Annotated in this window: 19 protein-coding genes; 12 read left to right on the top strand and 7 right to left on the bottom strand. The window is 60.7% G+C overall.

Annotated elements, in window-relative coordinates:
• Positions 1-132: 132 nt before the first annotated feature.
• Complete coding sequence (locus tag ACYQOP_RS07195; protein ID WP_156467635.1) at positions 133-585, bottom strand: cupredoxin domain-containing protein; 453 nt, start codon at positions 583-585, stop codon at positions 133-135.
• 140 nt (positions 586-725) lie between these two features.
• A complete protein-coding gene (locus tag ACYQOP_RS07190; protein ID WP_207411069.1) occupies positions 726-1,388 on the bottom strand; it encodes an HAD family hydrolase in 663 nt (220 codons plus the stop codon).
• A gap of 236 nt (positions 1,389-1,624) precedes the next feature.
• Here ACYQOP_RS07190 and ACYQOP_RS07185 point away from each other — a divergent pair, with 236 nt between their 5' ends.
• Positions 1,625-1,876: a hypothetical protein gene (locus tag ACYQOP_RS07185; RefSeq protein WP_461221874.1), complete on the top strand. Its 252-nt coding sequence runs from the start codon at positions 1,625-1,627 to the stop codon at positions 1,874-1,876.
• 71 nt (positions 1,877-1,947) lie between these two features.
• On the opposite strand, the gene rmf is transcribed toward ACYQOP_RS07185, so the two are convergent.
• The 4 genes from rmf to ACYQOP_RS07165 all read right to left on the bottom strand — a co-directional run bounded on the left by rmf (position 1,948) and on the right by ACYQOP_RS07165 (position 3,257).
• Positions 1,948-2,136: a ribosome modulation factor gene (gene rmf / locus ACYQOP_RS07180; protein ID WP_207411070.1), complete on the bottom strand. Its 189-nt coding sequence runs from the start codon at positions 2,134-2,136 to the stop codon at positions 1,948-1,950.
• Positions 2,137-2,213: 77 nt separating this feature from the next.
• Positions 2,214-2,549 (bottom strand): hypothetical protein, encoded by a 336-nt coding sequence (locus tag ACYQOP_RS07175; RefSeq protein WP_461221872.1) that lies wholly within the window; start codon positions 2,547-2,549, stop codon positions 2,214-2,216.
• 76 nt (positions 2,550-2,625) lie between these two features.
• The gene (locus ACYQOP_RS07170; protein ID WP_461221871.1) at positions 2,626-2,913 is read right to left on the bottom strand and encodes a hypothetical protein; all 288 of its coding nucleotides are present in this window, start codon (positions 2,911-2,913) and stop codon (positions 2,626-2,628) included.
• Between the two features lie 95 nt (positions 2,914-3,008).
• On the bottom strand, positions 3,009-3,257 hold the full coding sequence (locus ACYQOP_RS07165) for a hypothetical protein (protein WP_461221869.1): 249 nt from the start codon (positions 3,255-3,257) through the stop codon (positions 3,009-3,011).
• A gap of 638 nt (positions 3,258-3,895) precedes the next feature.
• On the opposite strand from ACYQOP_RS07165, the gene ACYQOP_RS07160 reads away from it, so the two are divergent.
• The 11 genes from ACYQOP_RS07160 to ACYQOP_RS07110 all read left to right on the top strand — a co-directional run bounded on the left by ACYQOP_RS07160 (position 3,896) and on the right by ACYQOP_RS07110 (position 11,883).
• Positions 3,896-4,279, top strand: coding sequence for a hypothetical protein (locus ACYQOP_RS07160; protein ID WP_461221867.1), 384 nt, complete (start codon positions 3,896-3,898; stop codon positions 4,277-4,279).
• On the top strand, positions 4,276-5,133 hold the full coding sequence (locus tag ACYQOP_RS07155; RefSeq protein ID WP_461221866.1) for a bifunctional DNA primase/polymerase: 858 nt from the start codon (positions 4,276-4,278) through the stop codon (positions 5,131-5,133). The genes ACYQOP_RS07160 and ACYQOP_RS07155 overlap by 4 nt, the downstream gene beginning before the upstream one ends.
• Positions 5,117-6,526, top strand: coding sequence for a phage/plasmid primase, P4 family (locus tag ACYQOP_RS07150; RefSeq protein ID WP_461221864.1), 1,410 nt, complete (start codon positions 5,117-5,119; stop codon positions 6,524-6,526). Before ACYQOP_RS07155 ends, ACYQOP_RS07150 begins: the two co-directional genes overlap by 17 nt.
• 297 nt (positions 6,527-6,823) lie before the next feature.
• Entirely contained in the window at positions 6,824-7,243 is a 420-nt protein-coding gene (locus ACYQOP_RS07145) for a hypothetical protein (RefSeq protein ID WP_461221862.1), read from the top strand.
• A gap of 121 nt (positions 7,244-7,364) precedes the next feature.
• Positions 7,365-7,649: a hypothetical protein gene (locus ACYQOP_RS07140; protein WP_461221860.1), complete on the top strand. Its 285-nt coding sequence runs from the start codon at positions 7,365-7,367 to the stop codon at positions 7,647-7,649.
• Between the two features lie 197 nt (positions 7,650-7,846).
• The gene (locus ACYQOP_RS07135; protein ID WP_461221859.1) at positions 7,847-8,542 is read left to right on the top strand and encodes an HK97 family phage prohead protease; all 696 of its coding nucleotides are present in this window, start codon (positions 7,847-7,849) and stop codon (positions 8,540-8,542) included.
• Positions 8,539-9,810, top strand: a complete 1,272-nt coding sequence (locus ACYQOP_RS07130) for a phage major capsid protein (RefSeq protein ID WP_461221858.1) — start codon at positions 8,539-8,541, stop codon at positions 9,808-9,810. Before ACYQOP_RS07135 ends, ACYQOP_RS07130 begins: the two co-directional genes overlap by 4 nt.
• A gap of 10 nt (positions 9,811-9,820) precedes the next feature.
• Complete coding sequence (locus ACYQOP_RS07125; RefSeq protein WP_461221857.1) at positions 9,821-10,039, top strand: hypothetical protein; 219 nt, start codon at positions 9,821-9,823, stop codon at positions 10,037-10,039.
• 141 nt (positions 10,040-10,180) lie between these two features.
• The gene (locus tag ACYQOP_RS07120; protein ID WP_461221856.1) at positions 10,181-10,828 is read left to right on the top strand and encodes a hypothetical protein; all 648 of its coding nucleotides are present in this window, start codon (positions 10,181-10,183) and stop codon (positions 10,826-10,828) included.
• Positions 10,818-11,351 carry a tail assembly protein gene (locus tag ACYQOP_RS07115; RefSeq protein WP_461221855.1) on the top strand — a complete coding sequence of 178 codons (534 nt, stop codon included), beginning with the start codon at positions 10,818-10,820 and terminating at the stop codon, positions 11,349-11,351. The genes ACYQOP_RS07120 and ACYQOP_RS07115 overlap by 11 nt, the downstream gene beginning before the upstream one ends.
• A 25-nt stretch (positions 11,352-11,376) precedes the next feature.
• Entirely contained in the window at positions 11,377-11,883 is a 507-nt protein-coding gene (locus tag ACYQOP_RS07110; protein ID WP_461221854.1) for a hypothetical protein, read from the top strand.
• A 459-nt stretch (positions 11,884-12,342) separates the two neighbouring features.
• On the opposite strand, the gene ACYQOP_RS07105 is transcribed toward ACYQOP_RS07110, so the two are convergent.
• Positions 12,343-14,895: a hypothetical protein gene (locus ACYQOP_RS07105; RefSeq protein ID WP_461221853.1), complete on the bottom strand. Its 2,553-nt coding sequence runs from the start codon at positions 14,893-14,895 to the stop codon at positions 12,343-12,345.
• Between the last annotated feature and the right edge of the window lie 112 nt (positions 14,896-15,007).

The following is a 15,007-nucleotide window of genomic DNA, read 5'->3' as shown; positions in this document are numbered from 1 at the left end:
TTTCCGGTTAAGACATAGCTTAACGACACTGAGAATGGTGGCCGGACAGGCTGATCTCCGAAGAGTTGCCAGGGGCAGGGCAGCCGGCCAAGAGGATGACGGCGCCCGGCTTTGAGCCGGAGCGCCATCTGGTCATCCGGCGGGTGGCGTCAGGATCAGCTTGCCGACGAAGGGGGCATCGGCATTACGGGTGCTGGTGCAGCCATAGGCGGTCTCGCCCGCCTTCATGGTCCGCAGCCGCAGCACGCCCTTGCCGTTCTGCTTCACGGTGTAGCCCTTCTCGCTCATGACGTGGACGAGGTCGCCATCCGCGTGCAGCACCTTGGCGTTCTCGAACTGTCCCTCGGCGGTGATCGTTACGGGCGCGTTCGCCGTGCTGACGATATGAAGCTCCACATTGGTGTCGGCGGGCAGCCGCAACTCGGCCGGACTGCAGACGGGCTTTCCATTCTCGAGTGCAACCGTCAGCTCGACCGGCGGCATCGCATCGGTTGCCGGTGGCGCCAGAGGCTTGCTTTGGGAATAAGCCGGACCCGCAATGAGTACGGCCGCCGCTACGGCAAGGCTTCGACGAATCGTCATCATCTTTATTGGCTCCATTACTTCGCATCCAGGCGGTGCGCAGCGTCATTCTGATAAGAACGACCACTCGCCCCTGTTCCAGGCTGCGACGAAGCGAGCCCCTGACCTGCGCTCAGACGGAGTGTCGGACCGATGGGGCGATGTCAGGCGACGAGGGGAGAGCGATCGAAACCGGCGAGCAGATCCTGCGGGTCTCGATAGATCGCGATGCAGCCGGCCTTCGACAGGTCCGCAGCGGGGAAGCCGCCACAGAGGACGCCGATCGTCGAGAGACCGGCTTTGGCCGCGGCCTCCGCATCGTAGGGCGTATCGCCGACCACGACGATCGATCGAGGTTCGAGGGGCGCGAGTTTCTTCAGGGCCGATTCGAAGATGTCGGGATGGGGCTTGGAGCGCTCCACATCATCCGAAGACGTAACGACGTCGACGAGGTCGGCGATGCCGAGCAGCTCCTGATAATGCTCGACTTCGTCCTTCTTGCCCGAGGACCCCAGGGCGATCCGTAGATCCGCTGCCCTGATCCGCTCGAACAAAGCTCTCACCCCGGGGAACGGCCGCACCCGATCCAGGTACTCGCGCTTGAACAGGTCGGAGCGGTAAGCCTCAATCGTCTCGCCTTCGCGAGCGACGCGATCCGGCGGCAGGAAGACCGGCATCAGCTCGTCGCCGCCCTTGCCGATCTGGCGCCGGACCAGAGCGGGATCGGTCTCCACCCCGAAATGGGCGAAGGCATCGACCCAGGCCTGGGCATGCAGATCGACACTGTCGAGCAGCGTCCCGTCGATATCGAAAATCACTGCGCGCATTGGTGGCCCTCCGCGCCGACAACCATCGGGAGGATGCGCCGTTCCGCCGGACCGAGGCCAAGGACCGATGGATGGCGGTCGAAGGGGGGGTCGCGTTGCGGTCGAAACGGGGGCCGCGTTGCGGTATCCGACGCTCCGCCGCTCCCCTCCAAAATGGGTCAGAGCGTGGCGGCGTGCCGCCTCGATGCGCGAATAAGCATTATCATGCTATATATTATCCTGGGCTGACCGCGTGTATGGCATTTTGGTTCTTGACCGAAGTGAGCGCCGTTTGCCCAATGATGAGCCATCACTGTCTCGACCCCCATGATCCCTACGCCCAGGCGGAAGTGCTGGTGACGTTCGAGGGAGTTTTCCCCGACATCCGCCTCGTATCGGCCATCGACCGGGAAGGTGACGACATCCTCTCGGATCTGATCGATGAGCAGAAGCGCGATTTGATCGATGAAATTGCCGCGTTCTATTACGAGGCGCGGACGGCAGCCTGACCGTTCATCGCGCTTTGTTTACAGACGCGGCCCTTCGTTCTCTCACGCGATGGGCCGCGCCCGGCTTCCGCTCAAAGACGCCTTTCGTACGATGGCCGGACCGGCTCTTCCTCGCGCGGCGTGCCGTCATACCCTTCCATCCAGGATAAACGCTCCTCGCTATCGCGAGGATAGGGACATGCATCCTTGGGATGACCATGGATGCGGGCTTGCGCGCCCTGCTCGATAGGGTCGGGGCGCGAATGACGGATGTCGGCCATGGAACTGCCTCCGTGCTATGGGTGTGATCGATCAACTCTGACGAACCGGTCGATGATCCCGCGACCAAAGGGTTCTCTCAGCCCTTTGTCCCCTCGGAGTGGGGCGACGGCCAAGCCTGGCGCTCGGCGTCCACCCCCGCACCATCGGCCTTGCAACCCGCCGCCGGATTGTCCCTCTCGTCATCCTCGACCTTGCCGATCATCTGCTCGAGCAGCGGTGGCAGCTTCATCGCATAGGCATCGAGGATGATGGCGGCATCGAGCAGCGCATGGATCTGCGCTTCGGGAATGGGTTGACTGGCGATCTGGGCGCCGAGGACACGGTCTGCCAGCTGGCCCGCGAGCCGAGAAACTTCCGACAGCCGGCCAACCACATCCAGAGCGGTGGAGGAGGTATCCCGGCTCCGGCTCATGGCAGATGGTCTCCCCCGTCAGGTGCTCGACCCATGCCCCCACGCGCGGGACGCTTCTCGCCGGCTGCGCCGACCGTCAGCGCAAAGCCGCCGTGACGGATCTGTCGATCGGGTTCAGGGATGTCATCCTGGGTCCGCGCATCTCGGGGGCGGTCAACTCGACATCGTCGAGTACCGCATTGGCGATCGCGACAAGGTCTTCCGCCGCAGCATCCATCCGGGGACGAATGGCCTCGGCCAGACGCGTGACGAGGGTCTGCTCGACGCCTGGGTGGATCCGCGAATTCACCTGCCTGACATAGGCAGCCAGAACGTTCTCCGCGATGTCGCGCGCGGCCTTATCGGCTTCGGGTGTATCCTGCACGGAAAGCTCCCTGATGGTGGATGGCGGATCTCGCGAGGCGCTTCTCTGACAAGAGCCAGCCTCTGTCGCTTGGCTCGACAAGTCTCGAAACCACATCAGTGTTTCAGCAGGGTCTCGAACTTCTCCTCGGACGGCAGCGTGTTCGAGAATTGCGAAAGGCGGCTCAGGCTGGGCTCGGTCAGACCGCCCGCATTCGCATAGGCGGCAAGTGCGAAGCTCACCAGCAGCTCCGCTTCCTCCTGCGTAACGGCACGTCCGCTCAAGACGCTCGCGGCTCCCCGCACCGCATGCACGGCCTGACCGAATGCCGGATCTCCCCTCAGCTCCGCGACACGTCTCGGCACCCTTCCCTCCTTCGGCTTCGTTCGCCAACGATCGCCAACCCGTGGCGGATCGTAATCGATCAAAGCGTCAGAATAGCCTTGGTTTCATCCGTCCCGAACGGCGCAGCACGGAAGGCCACGCCCGAATCGATCGGACAGCGAGTCAGTCGCTTGAACGATGAAGCAGGATCAAGAACGAGATAGGGTAGGGTGAACTTCCCAGGGCGCTCGCGGTGTTACCCGTGGCATGGCTCTTGGCAGTTTCAGGCTAGACTGGAAACCTAGCTAAGTGTTGGCGCGCCCGAAAGGATTCGAACCTCTGACCCCCAGATTCGTAGATTGGGGCAGGGCACTGAAGACAATGGGAAAGCCTGCAAACCGGGACAAAAACCGGTCCTGAGAAATCAATGGGTTAGCGACCCATTTGCAAACCAAAAAGGGGGACTCTCTACCTCCAAAAAAGGAAACGCCGTCGCGGGGGTTGGAGCCCGCAACGGCGCAAAAAGGAAGGTCTCGGCTAAAAACCTCGAATTGAACAATACCGCCCCGCGCCCTGCGCTGGCAACCCGTCTCGTTGCTCTGATCAGCCGCGAAGGCGTGGTCTGCGGCGTGTTTCACGGACCGGATGAGGTACGTGCCTTCCTGCAGGGAGGCGCCGCATGAGCATCGCCCGCCTTCCCCGCGCCGGCCAGCGCCGCCTGAAGCGCCTCACCGCCGACAACGAGCCCAGCATCCTGTCCGACGCCCGGTTCTTCGAGCGCCGGCCGGATCGGAACCATCGCATCCGCGTCTCCTCCGTGGCCGAAGTCCGGATCATCCGGCTGCTCCATCCCGGCAACGTTCTGACGCCCGGCATGCGCTGGTACACGTCCGTTCGGCAGATCCGGAAGGGCATCCGCTGCCGGGTCTTCACGATCGGGCTGGCTGATCTCGACTGCGACGCACCGGAGCACGTCTGCCTCTGGGTCTACGAGCGTGGCCGCACGAATCGGGATGCGCAGATCGAGACCAGCCTGCGGAAGGCGATGGAGGCGCTGCCATGAGCGATCGTCTCGAAGCCGCTCTCTATCTCGCCAACCGTGGCGGCCGGGTCTTCCCGCTCCATGGAATGCGGCCCGCTAGCGATGGCCGACTCTTCTGCACGTGTGGCAAGGCCGATTGCACCGACGCGGGCAAGCATCCAATGGCGAAGCTGGCACCCCGTGGCCTGACCAACGCGACGAACGAGGAGCATATCGTCCGGCGCTGGTTCACCGCGGCACCGCAGGCCAACATCGGTCTGGTGACGGGTGCGGCCATCGTCCTCGATGTCGATCCGCGTCACGGCGGTGACGAGAGCCTGCAGGCTCTGGAGGAGGAGCATGGTCCCCTGCCGGAGACTTGTCGTTCGATCACCGGCGGTGGCGGCCAGCACATCTTCTTCCGGCCACCGCCCGGCGTCGAGATCCGCAACTCTGCCGGTGACCTCGCCCCTGGCCTCGATATCCGTGGCATCGGTGGATACATCGTCGCCCCGTCGAGCCTCCACGCCTCCGGACGGTCTTACGAATGGTCGGTGGACCATCACCCCGACGAGGTGCCGCCGGCCCCGATGCCGGACTGGATGGTGGCGGCGCTGGCGCAGCCGAAGGCAAGCACCGGCCGCGATCCCTCTTACTGGCGCAAGCTCGTCACCGAGGGCGTCACTCAGGGCGATCGCAACAAGTCGCTAACCAGCCTCACCGGCCACCTGCTGCGCCGCTACGTCGATCCGGAAGTGGCGCATCAGCTCGTCCAGGCCTGGAACATGGTCCGGTGCGTGCCGCCGATGAAGCCGGAGGAGGTGACGAAAACCGTCGGCTCGATTGCCCGAACCGAACTCAGACGCAGGGAGGCGCGCAATGACGGCCGGCGCTGACGATATCTATCGCCTGTTCGACTTCGAGCAGACCCGAACCGCCCGCCCCGGCAACAACGGCGACCTCCTCACCGAGGATCATGCCGCCCGGACCTTCGCCGAGCGTTATACCGGTGAACTGCTGTTCTGCCACGACACCGGCAAATGGCATGAGTGGACCGGAGCGGCCTGGGTGCCGAACCGGCGGGGCAAGGCGTTCCAGTGGGCACGTGAGCTCGCCCGCGAGCTGTGCGCGGACGAGGATCCGAAGACCCGCTTCATCGCCTCGAAGACGAGCTTTGCCGGTGGCGTCGAGCGGTTCTGTCGATCCGATCCTGCCTTTGCGGTGACGATCGAGGGCTGGGACCGTGATCCCTGGCTGCTGGGCACGCCTGACGGCACGGTCAACTTGAAGACCGGCGAGCTCAGGGCCGCCGATCGGAACGACCGCATCACGAAGCTGACAGCGGTCACTCCGGCGGAAGCCCCAGACTGCCCGACCTGGCTGCAGTTCCTGCAAGACGTCACGCAGGGTGATGCCGGTTACATCCGCTTTATCCAGCAATGGGCCGGGTACTGCCTCACAGGCGACACCAGCGAGCAGGCCCTATGTTTCGCCTTCGGTGGCGGCGGCAACGGCAAGGGCGTGCTGATCCACGTGCTTGCAGGAATCCTGCGGGACTATGCCCTGAACGCCGCCATGGAGACGTTCACCGCGGCTAAGCACGACCGGCACCCGACTGAGATCGCGGCGTTGCGAGGGGCCCGCCTCGTCACGGCGTCCGAGACCGAGCAGGGCCGGCAATGGGCCGAGAGTCGGATCAAGCAGCTCACCGGCGGCGACGTCATGCGCGCCCGCTACATGCGTCAGGACGAATTCGAGTTCACGCCGGTTCTGAAGCTGCTCATCATCGGCAACAACAAGCCCGGCCTGTCCAGCGTGGACGATGCCGCGCGGCGCCGGTTCAACCTGCTCCCGTTCCTGTTCAAGCCCGCGGTGCCCGATCCGAGGCTAGAGGAAAAGCTGCAGGCCGAGTGGCCGGCGATCCTTCGTTGGATGATCGAGGGATGCCTGGATTGGCAGGCCAACCGGCTGGTGCGGCCCGAGGTCGTGAAGGACGCCACCGACGAGTATTTCACCGCGCAAGACACCTTCAGCCAGTGGCTGGATGATCGCTGCATCGTCGACAAAGCCAACCCTTACCGGAAGGCCACCACGTCCGAGCTGTTCGCGTCGTGGTCGGATTACGCGAAGTCCAACAACGAGCCGACCGGATCGCAAACAAGCTTTGGCGAGCGGCTCGATAAGCTCGGCTTCAAGAAGAACAAGCACGTCCCGACCGGAGTCGGTGGCCGCGCCCGCGGGTTCGAGGGCGTCGAGGTCAGGCCACGCCCATCCCATGGAGGCGAGTGACATGGGGCGGGTTGGGGCGGGTTCACCGTACTGCACGCACACGCGCACGTGCGCGAATGGCAAGGTAACCGGAAGGGGCGCCCCAACCCGCCCCGACGTCGTTGGCTGGTGGTGGCAAGCCCCGACCAGGCCCGCGACAGGGTGGGGGCACATCAAAGTTCCCAGCCCTAAGACCTCGCTACCGCATGGGATCGCACGCGCAGATTTTTTTGCTGCTGACGGCTTTCGCTGGGGTCTCGGTAAGGACGTCCCGCCGACCGTCCGCCGATTTTTCCATCTTTCGCAGAGGGGAATGCCATGACTGCCAAGGCAGCACTGTGCCCGCCGACCTGGATGAAACGGGCCGAGAAGCGCGAGTTTCGCAGGGTGATCGCAGCCCGTTCGAGCCTCGGCACCCCGGTTTCGGAGGCGGAGCTCGACACCGTGGCCGATTATGTCTTGGCCCGGCTGAGGCTGGTCGAGCTCCGCGATCGAGCAGCGAAGGCCGAGTTTCCCAACAGCTACCTGAAGATCGTCCGAGCCATCGAAGCGACGACGGCGACGAGCCGGAGACTTGCGCAGGATCTTCGGCTGATCGCCCCGCCCTCCCCGCCGCTGGGGAAGAAGGCCGCGGCAGCACTCGCCGCTGAGAAGGCTGCCGGCGGTGGATGGGATGACCTGCTCCATCCCGGTGGCACTGGCAGGTTTCGGACTGCTCGCCCCCCGGCCCCGTCATGAGCTGAGGGACCGCCCGCAACTTTTTGTTTGAAATTCACTCGCGGTGCGAACGCCGCTCCCCATGCGGTCCTGGCCCCAGTCGACCGATCCTTTTCCCCCTCCCCTCTCCAAAGGAACGATCATGTCCGACCATGCCCTGGCGTCCCTCCACGAAGATCTGCGTACCGAACCGCTGCAGGAAGCCATCCGCGACAAGCTCCGCGAGCTCGTCGAGGCCGGTGCTCAGCCCGCCGACGTCGGCGAGATGGCACTCGTTGTTGCCTCCAGCCTGATGCTGGATGTGGAGGGCATCGCGAAGACTGCCGTTCGGCTCATCACTGCAGGCACTTCTCTCGCAAACATTTCCCCTGAACTTCAGGCGATGGCTCGCGACAAGCACGTTGCTTCTGGCAATCGACACCATTGACGGAACCTATGGCTTGCCGTAATGCTTTAGGCGTCATCGATCGGTTTAGCTGTCACTGTGTGGCACGGGGCAGCTTCGACGAAACACCTTCGGCGCACTGGCGGACGCTAGGCGGCAAGGCTGAACTGGACACCTACCGACACCGCTTCCGGCGGTCTGTCTGCTGTGTCCGTCGCTTTGATCCACGAAGGTGATCGATGGACCTCGAAACCCTATCAGCCCCGCTCGAAATCAAGTTCGCGACCGACGCCGACCTCGGCGAGTTCGAAGGCTACGGCTCGTTCTTCGGCAACGTCGATAGTCATGGCGATGCCGTGGCGGCCGGCGCCTTCCGGCAGACTCTGGAGGATCGCGCCCACAAGGGGCTTCCACCCGTCCCGATGCACTTCAACCACGGCATCCCGGAAATGGGTGGCGAGCGTGCGGTGGGCGTCTGGAAGACCATGGCGGAGGACACCAAGGGCTTGCATGTCCGCGGCCGCATCTCCGGCATGAATACCGACAAAGGCCGGCACTACTTCGAGCGCGTGAAGGATGGAGCGATCTCCGGCCTCTCCATCGGCTACCGGATCGCTCCAAACGGGGCGACCTTCGGCAAATCAGCGCGCGAACCCCGTCGTCTCCTGAAGTCCGTCCACCTCCATGAGGTCTCGATCGTCGACGAGCCGTCCAACGCGCTCGCCCGCGTCGAGGCCGTGAAGCTCGCCGACCGTGGCGACCTCGAAAGCCTGCTCCGCAAGAGCGGCCTGTCCAAGGCAGCAGCCCGGCAGATCGTGGCCGGCGGCTGGGCCGCACTCTCCGGCGAAGTCGAACCCTCCTTCGATCCGATGTTGCGCGACCTCGTGAAGGCGCTCGACCGCAATCTCCTCGACCTGAAAGGTTTGAACCGATGAACCGTCATAAGACCCTGGCCGGCGGTTCCGCCGCCTTCCTCGCCGCCAACACCATCGGCCGTTTCCGCATCGCCTTCGATAACCCGGAGAACCTGGGCGCGGCGGTGATGCAGCGGCTCGACGCCAACCACACCGAGACCAAGGGCCTCTTTACCAAGGCTGACGAGCGCCTGGGCAAGACTGAGACTCAGATCGGTGAGGTGAAGGAAAGCCTCCGCGACATGGACGCCCGCATTGCGGATGCCGAACAGAAGGCAGCACGCCGCGGCGGAGGCGGTGGCCTTGCCGCTCCGAAGTCCTGGGGCCAGCGTTTTGTCGAGAGCGACGAGTACAAGAGCGCCGAGGGCCATCGCGACCGACAGGGCCAGCGGTTCCGTGCAGAAGTCGCCTCGACTGAGATCGAGCACAAGAACATCACCAGCGTGACGGCCTCTGGCGGCTCCCTCGTTCAACGGGACCAGCGAGTCAACGATATCTCGTTGCTCCCGTGGAATCAGTTCACGGTTCGCGACCTCGTGGCGCCTGGCACGACGAATTCGAACTCCGTCAGCTATCCCCGGATGACCAGCCGCACCGTCGGCGCGGCCATGGTCGCGGAAGGCGCGCTGAAGCCGCAATCCGACCTGGCATTCGAGGAGGTCACGGCGCCGGTTCGCACGCTCGCGCACTACTTCCTCGCCACTCGTCAGATCCTCGACGATGCTCCGGCCCTCGCCGCCACCATTGACGCGGAGGCGCGTGCCGGCCTCGCTGACGTCGAGGACGCGCAGCTCCTGTTCGGCGACGGCACGGGCCAGAACCTTTTCGGCCTCGTCCCGCAGGCCAGTGCCTTCGTGAAGCAGTGGACGAATGCGATGGGCTCGCCCCTCGACGTTCTGATCCAGGCCATTGCGCAGGTCGAGGCGTTGAACTGGAAAGTGGACGGCATGGTCCTGAACGCCGTCGATTGGCGGATGCTTCAGGCCATGAAGGATACTCAGGGCCGCTACATCGGCAACTCGCCGTTCGAAGCGTCGGTCCTCCAGCGGATCTGGCAGACGCCGGTGGCGACCACGAACCGGATGCCGAAGGGCACCTTCCTCGTTGGCCCCTTCAAGACGCAGGCACAGATTTTCGACCGGATGGGCGTCGAAGTGCTGGCCTCGTCGGAGGATGGCGACAACTTCCGCCGCAACCTCATCACCCTGAGGGCGGAAGAAAGACTGGCCTTCACCGTGAAGCGTCCGGCGTCCTTCGTCACCGGCAGCCTCACCGCCTCGCTGGCGTAAGGGGGCGGTCATGGCCGATGAAGTTACCGTCCAGCCGGTGCGAACCTACCTCGAAGGCTCGGACCTCAAGGAACCGCACCACGACGCCTATCCCGTCTCGCGCTCACGCGCCTTGGAGTTGCGAGGCAATGGCCTCGTAACCTTCGAGGATGTCGCGCTAGAGCCCGCCCCGGCAGAACCGGAGCCGGAGGCTCAGAAATCACGCGGACGGCGCCAGCGCCCCGCGTAACGCGACTGCCGGACCCGTTCGTGCGGGTCAGTCCGGCGGCGGACAAGTCGGCGAGTGTCCGAGACAACCCCGACAGCCGGCGGCCCTTTCGCTTAGGGGGCGCGGCCGGCAATTCCGTCCACATCATCCGCGAGGCGATCCATGACAGCCATCAACGTCATCAAGCAGAGCGATTCGGTTCACATGCTGACCGACGGCGCCACGTGCCGGGACGGCTCGCGCTACGCTGCCAGTACCTGCAAGGCTTTCCCAGTCCCGCACCTCAACGCCGTGATCGCAACGAGCGGCAGCCTGATGTGGTCGCCATTGATCCTGTCGAACCTGCTTCTCTCGGTGACCACCTACGACGAGCTGAAGCAGTGGGCACCGACCCTGCTTCATACGGCCGTCGTGGAGGCATCCCACGTCTTCATCGGCGAAGGGACGCCCGAGGTACTCCTCGTGGTGGCCGGCATCTCCGAGACGACCGGACCCGACGCCTTCAGCGTCACTACCTGTGAGCGGATCGCCGAACCATGGGTCGCGCTTACCCACGGCGATTGCACGCTGTGGCCGAGCACTCCGGAGATCCGAGCCGAGTTTCAGGAGGCTTACGGCGATGTCACGTCGGGCGACGAACTCGACCCGGCCCGTTGGGGTGTTATGGCGATCGAGATGCAGCGCCGACACCCGGAAGCCATCATTGGCGGATTCGTCCAGCTCACCAGCGTGACGCGAGACGGCATCTCGACCCGCATCGTTCACCGTTGGGACGAGCCGATCGTGGGGGTGCACGCCGATGCAGCTTGAGAGCGCGCCGAACACGATCCAGGTTCTCGCCCTGCCGCACGTCCTCGACCCGACCAGGGATCGCGTAGAACTCACGGTTCTACCTGGCCAGACGCTCGCCGAGATGGCGGCCGAGGCTCTCCCGCTCGCTCGCCAGCTCGGCGCCGACTATCTGCGCATCTACATCAACGGACATGTCGTGGAGGCCGAAAATTGGCACCGCGTCCGAGCCAAAGCTGGGATGCACGTCCTCATTCGCGCCATCCCGCAAGGCGACGTGTTCAAGAACGTGCTGTTGATCGCCTTGTCGGTAGCCGCCATCGCGGCGGGCCAATTCTATGCCCCTGAATTGCTTGGCCTCCTATCCATCGGCGTCAACACAGCAACGAGCGCAGCGGCGACTTTCGCGATTAGCAGCCCGATCTTGCGAGAAGGGAGGCTGCTATGGGACGCCATGGGCGCCCACGACTGCAGGCATGCCATTCCGGCCCTTCAGGCAGAGCAGCACGTCAGGGCTGGCGTAACGCCTCATCTGTACCAATGATGCTACTATGGGATGCGAGGCAGCCATGATGACCGAAGCCGATCTCACGAAGCTCGCATTGGATGACGTTCGAGTACGTCAGAAGGCGCTGCTGGATCTAATCCTGTTTCAGGATCAGCAGGCCATGGGACTTTTGCGCCTGTACGTCACGGTAGGGATTGCTGCCGCCTCGGGCTCCCTTGCCACAATCTTCAGCGAAGATGTCTGGAAAATAGCCCTCGGAGCTGGGCTTCTTGCCGCCGTAGTGCCCTTGACTATCGGAACGTCATATTGCTTCCGCGCAGCCTGGGCGGCTGAGGTTGGCTTTCCTGGGCGCGAGCCAAGTTTTTGGCAGTGGGCTTCTCATCCCGGTATAGAGGAGGGTGGCGTCAGAAATGCATATCTGAACCAGCTAGCCGTCGCACTGGAAGTCAATTTTAAGCTGAACGTAAAATCTGCGCATTTTATAAAATCAGCGAAACTATGCGGGGCTCTGACCCCCGCTGTTACTATAATCGTGGGGCTAATAACATTCGGCATAAACACGCAGTGAAGCTGGCTTAGCGCTTCTTGGGAATAATTGTGTCGCCCTTGATGCCCAAGCGATCCGGCGGCGGAGGCGGCGGTTTTCCAGGTGGAGATGTTCCACTTCCAGCAGGCTTACTCGGCTGATGGGGTGGAGGCGAATTCCCACCACCACCTTTTGGGCCGCTATCTTTTGCCATCTGCTCAGCTCCGGTGATTCGGCGACGATCTTACAACGCATTTCCGACACTCGGCCTTTGACCTCTACCCAGACCTGGCCTGCCGTATTGGCACGTTCGGCGGCTTTAGCAGCCCTGGTGTCCTTACGATCCTGAGAACCATCTTTGCTGTCAGTTATAGGAACTCTCCTGCAGCGGCAGGCGTAGCGCGGACGATACGTCAAGCCACCTTCATACGATGCCGTGCTCCTGCCCGCGGACGATGGTGCAGCCCCACGCGATCGTAGGGGCTGCATCAACGGACTTCCTCAGAGGATGAAATCGCCAGCCTGAAGCGTGAGAGCGCCCTTTAGCAGGATGGAGAAATCTGCCACGCCATTGCCGTCCACGTCCCCGCTAACAAGCGTGTTGCTGCCGGAGGATACGGACCGAAGTTCTCCAGCCTTATCGTGGAAGCCAGCAGCTCCAATGAACTTGAAGGCCTGATTGACGACACCTCCGGCTACCGCATCGATCAGGTGGAGGTCGATCCGGTCGCCCTGACTGCGAACGAAATCCTGGATCGTGTCGCGACCGGAGGCAGCCGAAGCGCTGTCGGCCAGAGCCTTAAATAGGAACGTGTCAGCCCCGCCCCGGCCGTAGAGAGAATCCGCAGTACCACCGCCGGTTAGTATGTTGGCGCCGGCGTTGCCTACCAGCTTATTCGCGAGCTCGTTGCCGGTGAGGTTGATGGCGGCTGTCCCAGCCTCAGCCGTAGTCCTCAATGTCTCAATGGATTGGCCGGCTGCGAGTGTGTAGCTCCTCATCGCCTGAACCGTGTCGCTACCCTGCCCAGTTGTCTCGAAAACTTTATCGCCCATCTCTGAAATTATGTATGTATCGTCGCCAGCCTTACCAGACAGAAAATCACCACCTTCGCCGCCGTTTAATATATTTTTTCCTGCATTCCCAGTAATCTTGTTGGAGATCTCATTCCCTGAAAGGTTTATATTAATATTCGCGCTTTCACTTGCAGTCCTAATATTTTCGATTGAAATACCTTCATTCAATGCATAACTCGTCGAAGTTTTAATCGTATCGTTCCCTTCGCCATTTAATTCAATAACTTTATCGCCAGCGTTATCGACGATGTAAATATCGTTTCCAGAAAGCCCAATCAGCGTATCTAGACCTTGCTTACCGTCAATAATGTTATTGCCCCGCGTGGCAGTTATTGTGTTGTTAAGTGTATTTCCTGTAGCAGACCAGCCTCCTCCGCCGGAATTCATCACCATGTCCTCGACATTTAAAGTCAATGCATAACTCAAATGCGCATAAACTTTGTCTAATCCCTGGTTTGCAAATTCCTTTACGATATCCCCCACTTCAGTAACAACAAAGAAGTCATCTCCAGCGCCGCCATACATTACATCTGCGCCACCCATTCCTGAAATAATATTATCCCCGCCATTGCCAGTTAGCCTGTTGTTGAGAGAATTACCTACTACGGAAAGATTTTCCGTGCCAAGCAAAACAATTTTCTCAATATCCTGATCAGAGGCATCGAAACTAACCGTCGATTCAACGGTATCAACCCCTTCATTAGCATATTCGTAAACTCTCATTGACGATTCTTGGATAATAAAAAAGTCATTTCCTGTTCCACCATAAACTATATCGGCGCCAATTTCTGTAAAGATCAAATCATCCCCGCCACCACCATAAATAGTGTCATCTCCTGAATTTCCACGAAGACTATCGTCCCCCTCCCCGCCATACATAATATCGTCGCCATCACTCCCATCTATATTATCGTTCCCCGTCCCACCGTTGACAATATCCCCCCCGCTTCCCGAAATGATTTGGTCGTCGCCGCCGCCACCCGCAATAATATCCCTGACATTCGCAAATGTTTCTGGGTTACGAGTCATTATAGTAGAATTTCCGGCGCCATCTAATACAATATCAAACGGTAGATTGCTTTGTCCCGTCATAAATCCCGACCCGTAATAGCCTAAGTATGATCCTGGACCCGCACTCCATATTTCAATCGCCGATTCTTTATATGTACCGTCTTGATTAACTGAATATCTCTGCGAGATGGAAGTGCCACTAATAATTTCCACAACCTCCCTGGGAACTCCGCCGCCAAGCAAATTTCGAGCAGCCTCATCAAATTCAGCTTGTGATCCAGACATAAAATTTTCTAGAAGGGCGTTGATTTCTTCGCTATTCATATTCCAGGTCATAATTGTATCTATAGTGGCGAATCCATCTTCTTGAACTTTTATAAGTGCATCACGGACCATTTCGACGCGCTTGGCCGCTTCATATGCGTCGGATAACCCAATCTTATCTGCTGCCCATTTGCCAACCTGATCATATGCTTTCGAAATGTCACCTTTCAGGAAATCACGGATATCGCCTGCCGAAACGCTAATATCCGCATAGGTAATCGTCGACCCGTTCCAAAACATGCCCTCAAGTAAAGCTTTCCGACCAATTCCGTCCCCTGACCAACCGTGGCCTAGATTAACGTTCTCGTATTCAGAAGGGATGACATAGTCGTCTGAAACAGAAACTGACCACCACAATTTATAAATACTATTCGTGGTCGTCCCTGGCCCACTTTCCGTCTGGTATGTGCCACTACCATACGGATCATCAGGCCGCGTAAAGGTAACACCGCCGATGCTAAACTCAGAAAAATCAAATGTATCGTTAAGTCTATCTTCCCCGGGATCTCCAAATCCAACCTCAAGAGAGTATTTATTGATAATTTTCTGTCCTTCTATAAATAAGCCTGGCTTGCTTGAATAATCAGATGGAGCTTTTTGATGCAATTTCACAAAATCGATTTTGACATACAGGGTTTTGCTCATGAGAAATCCCTTCTTCAAATGAAGTATCAATTCTAACGTCCGCCGAATCACTGGGGGCAGTGTCCACGCAGTTTATAACAGTTTTTCCTTCAAACGAGCTAACTTCGGTTGG

The sequence above is a fragment of the Methylobacterium sp. CM6247 genome (genome assembly GCF_054817925.1).
Note: the sequence above shows the minus strand (reverse complement) of the source record. Positions and strands in the feature narration are given on the sequence as shown.

Coding starts and splice junctions, on each gene's coding strand:
- ACYQOP_RS07195 (WP_156467635.1), bottom strand. CDS start 585: ATGATGACGATTCGTCGAAGCCTTGCCGTAGCGGCGGCCGTACTCATT.
- ACYQOP_RS07190 (WP_207411069.1), bottom strand. CDS start 1,388: ATGCGCGCAGTGATTTTCGATATCGACGGGACGCTGCTCGACAGTGTC.
- ACYQOP_RS07185 (WP_461221874.1), top strand. CDS start 1,625: ATGGCATTTTGGTTCTTGACCGAAGTGAGCGCCGTTTGCCCAATGATG.
- rmf (WP_207411070.1), bottom strand. CDS start 2,136: ATGGCCGACATCCGTCATTCGCGCCCCGACCCTATCGAGCAGGGCGCG.
- ACYQOP_RS07175 (WP_461221872.1), bottom strand. CDS start 2,549: ATGAGCCGGAGCCGGGATACCTCCTCCACCGCTCTGGATGTGGTTGGC.
- ACYQOP_RS07160 (WP_461221867.1), top strand. CDS start 3,896: ATGAGCATCGCCCGCCTTCCCCGCGCCGGCCAGCGCCGCCTGAAGCGC.
- ACYQOP_RS07155 (WP_461221866.1), top strand. CDS start 4,276: ATGAGCGATCGTCTCGAAGCCGCTCTCTATCTCGCCAACCGTGGCGGC.
- ACYQOP_RS07150 (WP_461221864.1), top strand. CDS start 5,117: ATGACGGCCGGCGCTGACGATATCTATCGCCTGTTCGACTTCGAGCAG.
- ACYQOP_RS07145 (WP_461221862.1), top strand. CDS start 6,824: ATGACTGCCAAGGCAGCACTGTGCCCGCCGACCTGGATGAAACGGGCC.
- ACYQOP_RS07140 (WP_461221860.1), top strand. CDS start 7,365: ATGTCCGACCATGCCCTGGCGTCCCTCCACGAAGATCTGCGTACCGAA.
- ACYQOP_RS07135 (WP_461221859.1), top strand. CDS start 7,847: ATGGACCTCGAAACCCTATCAGCCCCGCTCGAAATCAAGTTCGCGACC.
- ACYQOP_RS07130 (WP_461221858.1), top strand. CDS start 8,539: ATGAACCGTCATAAGACCCTGGCCGGCGGTTCCGCCGCCTTCCTCGCC.
- ACYQOP_RS07125 (WP_461221857.1), top strand. CDS start 9,821: ATGGCCGATGAAGTTACCGTCCAGCCGGTGCGAACCTACCTCGAAGGC.
- ACYQOP_RS07120 (WP_461221856.1), top strand. CDS start 10,181: ATGACAGCCATCAACGTCATCAAGCAGAGCGATTCGGTTCACATGCTG.
- ACYQOP_RS07115 (WP_461221855.1), top strand. CDS start 10,818: ATGCAGCTTGAGAGCGCGCCGAACACGATCCAGGTTCTCGCCCTGCCG.
- ACYQOP_RS07110 (WP_461221854.1), top strand. CDS start 11,377: ATGATGACCGAAGCCGATCTCACGAAGCTCGCATTGGATGACGTTCGA.
- ACYQOP_RS07105 (WP_461221853.1), bottom strand. CDS start 14,895: ATGAGCAAAACCCTGTATGTCAAAATCGATTTTGTGAAATTGCATCAA.